Origin of the sequence: Archangium sp. (assembly GCF_036388035.1) — a bacterium.
In the GTDB taxonomy this organism is placed as follows: domain Bacteria; phylum Myxococcota; class Myxococcia; order Myxococcales; family Myxococcaceae; genus Archangium.
Genome location: NZ_DASVSO010000625.1, coordinates 1 through 3,698 on the forward strand (window position 1 = coordinate 1; position 3,698 = coordinate 3,698).

The following is a 3,698-nucleotide window of genomic DNA, read 5'->3' on the forward strand; positions in this document are numbered from 1 at the left end:
GCCGCCAATCAGCGACTCCCGCTCCCTGTGAGCCCGCCGCAGTTGTCGCCGCCGCTCACCACCAACCCGTGTCGTCCTCTCCGGCCCATGCGCTCGTGGATGAGGGAGGGGACGATCCAGGACGATCCACACGGTCCCGACCCGGCCTCCGCGGCTCAAGAAGTTCTTGAGGAACGTGCGCAGCCCGCCAATGTGATCCCGGTCCAGATGGGAGAGGACTACCCCTGACAGGGCAGGCACGGTGCTCAGGAAGCTCTCGGCCACATAGGAATCCGCACAGTCGACGAGGATGGGAGCATCCTCGGGAATGGCCTCTGGAGAAGCAGGGGCAGCAGGCGCGGGGGGCGGGACGATGACAGAGCAATCTCCCTGGCCCACATCGAGGAAATAAACGGCCAGCTTGCGCATCTCACCCTCCCTGGCCGGTCAGCTGCATCCACTGCTTCCAGGTGTCCTCCAGCGATTGCTCCACGGGCTGCTCCAGCGCCTGGACCGGTCCCATCGGCTCGCCTGACTCGCCCGCCTGAACCCGCGCGAAGCCCGACCAGCCCACCTCGAGGCCAGGGAGCAGCTCCTGGGGAATGGCGAAGCTGTCGCCCGCGGAACCCAGGGCGAAGAAGCGCGGCGTCCCATCCGCGTCCTGCCCCACCTGACCAAAAATCCGCTTCGTCTCCTGGCTGGAAGGAGGACGGAGCAACCCGGAGCGGCCCAGATCCACCACGCCCAGCAGTTGCTCCTTCAGCTGCCGCTCGGAAGGAGCCAGGGTATGGGTCATCCGCTGGTGGAGACGCAGCGCCTCCTTGCGGAGCACGGACACCGCCTTGTCCACGGCCTCCTCTTGCGTGAGGCCGAGCTGGGGCACGAGCCCGCTCTCGTGCACCACACACGCGTAGCCCTGGTCCACGAATACCACCGAGACCTGGAGGGGCCGGCGGAAGAAGATGTGCTCACGCTCCCCCCGCGCGTTCATTCCTCCCTCCAGCGAGGAGACCCTCAACTCGTTGTTCAGCATGTCTTGAAGCTCCCTCTCTTTCCGGATGGGAACCGGACCGGACTTCCTGCCCACCCGCTGACCGCCCCTCTCGGCCAGTGGCGACACCTTCACCGCCTCCGTCACCGTCGCCGCCTCCAGGTACTTCTTCTTCTTGCGGAGTCGCCTCAGGAGGTTCTTGACGAGGTCGGGGAACCGCCCGGACGACAACTCCCTGCGGGCCTGCCCCAACTGCTTGAGGGCCAGTCCGCTCGCGCCCTGCTCGAAGCTCATGTTGATGCGAGTCAGCCAGGTGACGGGCTCGAGGCTCAGAGCCGGCTTGCGGGCCTTGGTGGACTTCGATGAGCCCTGCCGCGCCTTCTTGCTCGTCGCAAGCCCCCGGCGCCAACTCGACAGCGCGTCTCGCGCCCAGAGCGCATCCACCCCTGCCGCCCGCGATTTCTGCGGCTCGCGCATCGACGGCGTCATCGGGGCTCCTCCCTCCGAGCGTCAGGCGACACGCCGCCGCTCCGTCGCTTCGCCCTCATGCGCGTTGCGTTCCCCTTGCGCACCTGGTCGTTCATGATCATCCCTCCCGGGGTGGTTCCGGTCACGTCAGCTGCGCGGCACTGCCCGCATGCGACGCCGCGCGCGACGCCCCATCCAGATAGAAGGTCCGCACGCTGTTCGTGACGACCCAGGGCGCAAGGGCACCTCCCTCACGGATGCTTGATACCCAGACATCCGGGCGCGCCAGGCGGCGGGTGACCTGGCGGTTCCATCACGGGCCGGACCACGACATACAGACCCGGCCGTCGCCCCCGAGCAAGGACCCGATGCTTGCGTCGTCACGACGGTGGCGGCCCAGCGCCGGGCCAGCCATCTCAGAAAGAGAGGTGCGCATGGCCGCGCAGCAAGACTCGACAGGAGGCATGAGCGGTTCTCCACTCCCCGCCCCCACTGTCATGGGGGCCGGGGCGTCATCGGCCACGGCCCCCGCGCCGCACCTGGCCGAGCTCGGGCTGGCGCTCTCGGGAGGGGGTTCCCGAGCGGCGGCCTTCCACCGGGGCACCCTCCAGGGGCTGATGGAGCTCGGGCTCCTCCCCGGGGTGGAGGTGGTCTCCACCGTCTCCGGCGGCTCCATCTTCGCGGCCGCGTGGATGGCGGCGAAGGCGAACGCCGAGCAGGAAGAGCGGTTCCTCGCGAACATGAAGGTGGAGCTGTGCAAGGGCTTCGTCCTTCGCTCGCTGAACCCACTCCAGTTGGCGAAGCTGCTGCTGCCCCGTCACACGCGCACCAACGTGCTCGCCGAGACCTTCGACCGCCTCTTCTTCCGAGGGCTCAACCTGAAGCAGCTCCCGGAGCATCCCCGGCTCTGCATCAACACCACCGTGCTCAATCACGCCCAGGTGGGAAAGTTCAGCCGGGAGGGCTTCGCGACAGCGGATGTCTTCGCCGATGACACCCACAGGCGCCGCACGGTGCCTCTGCCTGACTTTCCCCTCAAGCTGGCCGCCACCGCCTCCGCGGCCTTTCCCATCGGCCTGCCCCCGCTGTTCCTCTCGCGGAAGCGAGACCTGGGAAACGCGGCCTTCGCCGAGAGGCTTCACTCCCACCGCACCCTGGCCCTGTCGGATGGCGGCCTGCTCGAGAACCTGGGTGTGCAGACCCTGCTGAAATCCAGACGCTTTGGCGCGTGGAATCTCATCATCAGCGACGCCGGCACCCAGGAGAGCACCTGGACCCCTGGGGACCTCGTCGACCCGGTGAAGGCCTTCCTCATGGTGCTGTTCAGCGCACCGCACCTCGTGCGGATCAGCACGCTCATGAACAGCAAGCAGAACCGCTCCATGCGGGAGCTGACGCTCCGGGAGCTGGAAATCTCCTGGATGGCCAGCCGCATGCGCGAGGGAAGCACCGAGACTCCGCTGGATGAGGGCATGCGGGCCTTCCTCGCGGACAGGCACATGAGGCCCCGGCGCAAGCTGCTCTTCCTCCGGGTGAACCAGGATCTGGAGACACTGCTCACCCTGCTCCCTCGCTGGCGGTGGTGCGAGCTCTGGCAAGCGGCTCACCCGGGCCAGAGGGTTCCGCCGACTCCGAAGGAGCCAGAGGCCCTCCAGGAGCGGCTCGCGAGTCTCGGGGTGGACCTCGGCAAGGCCGTGGAGCTCTACAAGACGCTCGGAGGAAGGGACCGGGCTCGACAGCTCAACACCATCGGCACCCACTTCCAGAAGCTCTCGCCCGAGGAGGTGGACGGGCTGGCACAGCACGCACGCTGGCAGGTGCACGCCACCCGGGCCCTGTTCTGGTAGCCGGAGCCCCGCCTCCCCAGCAAAAAGAGTGTCGGCGGGCAGGCCCCCATGAAAGGCCCACCCGCCGACGCCCCCGCCAGTCCGCCTGTCGCCCCCGACAGTCCCCTCTCCGCGGCCCGGCGGCTACCACAGGCCCCCCGCTACTACGCCCGGGCCTGCTCCGTCTTCATCTTCTCGACCGCCGCCAGCGCGATGGCCTTCACCAGCGCCTTGGCCCGTCGTCCAGCCGACGTCTCCCCGCTCGGGTCCGCCTCCACCGCGTTCGCGATGTCCGTGAAGCCCTGCCGGTTGCCCTGCCGCAGGTACAGCTCGCCCCGGTTCGTCAGCGCCACCGGGTTGCGGGGGTCCCTCTCCAGCGCCGCGCTGTACTCGGTGATGGCGTCCTGGAGCCGCCCCAGCTTCTGGTACACCGT

The 3,698-nt window shown here is 68.4% G+C and carries 3 protein-coding genes and 1 pseudogene; 1 reads left to right on the forward strand and 3 read right to left on the reverse strand.

Annotation, left to right across the window (positions count from 1 at the left end; translation table 11 throughout):
- A pseudogene (locus VF697_RS25550) lies at positions 1-408 on the reverse strand (hypothetical protein); the annotation flags it as partial.
- A gap of 1 nt (position 409) precedes the next feature.
- The gene (locus VF697_RS25555; protein WP_331099328.1) at positions 410-1,459 is read right to left on the reverse strand and encodes a hypothetical protein; all 1,050 of its coding nucleotides are present in this window, start codon (positions 1,457-1,459) and stop codon (positions 410-412) included.
- Between the two features lie 443 nt (positions 1,460-1,902).
- Here VF697_RS25555 and VF697_RS25560 point away from each other — a divergent pair, with 443 nt between their 5' ends.
- Complete coding sequence (locus tag VF697_RS25560; protein WP_331099329.1) at positions 1,903-3,285, forward strand: patatin-like phospholipase family protein; 1,383 nt, start codon at positions 1,903-1,905, stop codon at positions 3,283-3,285.
- Positions 3,286-3,428: 143 nt separating this feature from the next.
- On the opposite strand, the gene VF697_RS25565 is transcribed toward VF697_RS25560, so the two are convergent.
- Positions 3,429-3,698 (reverse strand): tetratricopeptide repeat protein (locus tag VF697_RS25565; protein ID WP_331099330.1); only part of this gene is annotated, 270 nt, incomplete at its 5' end.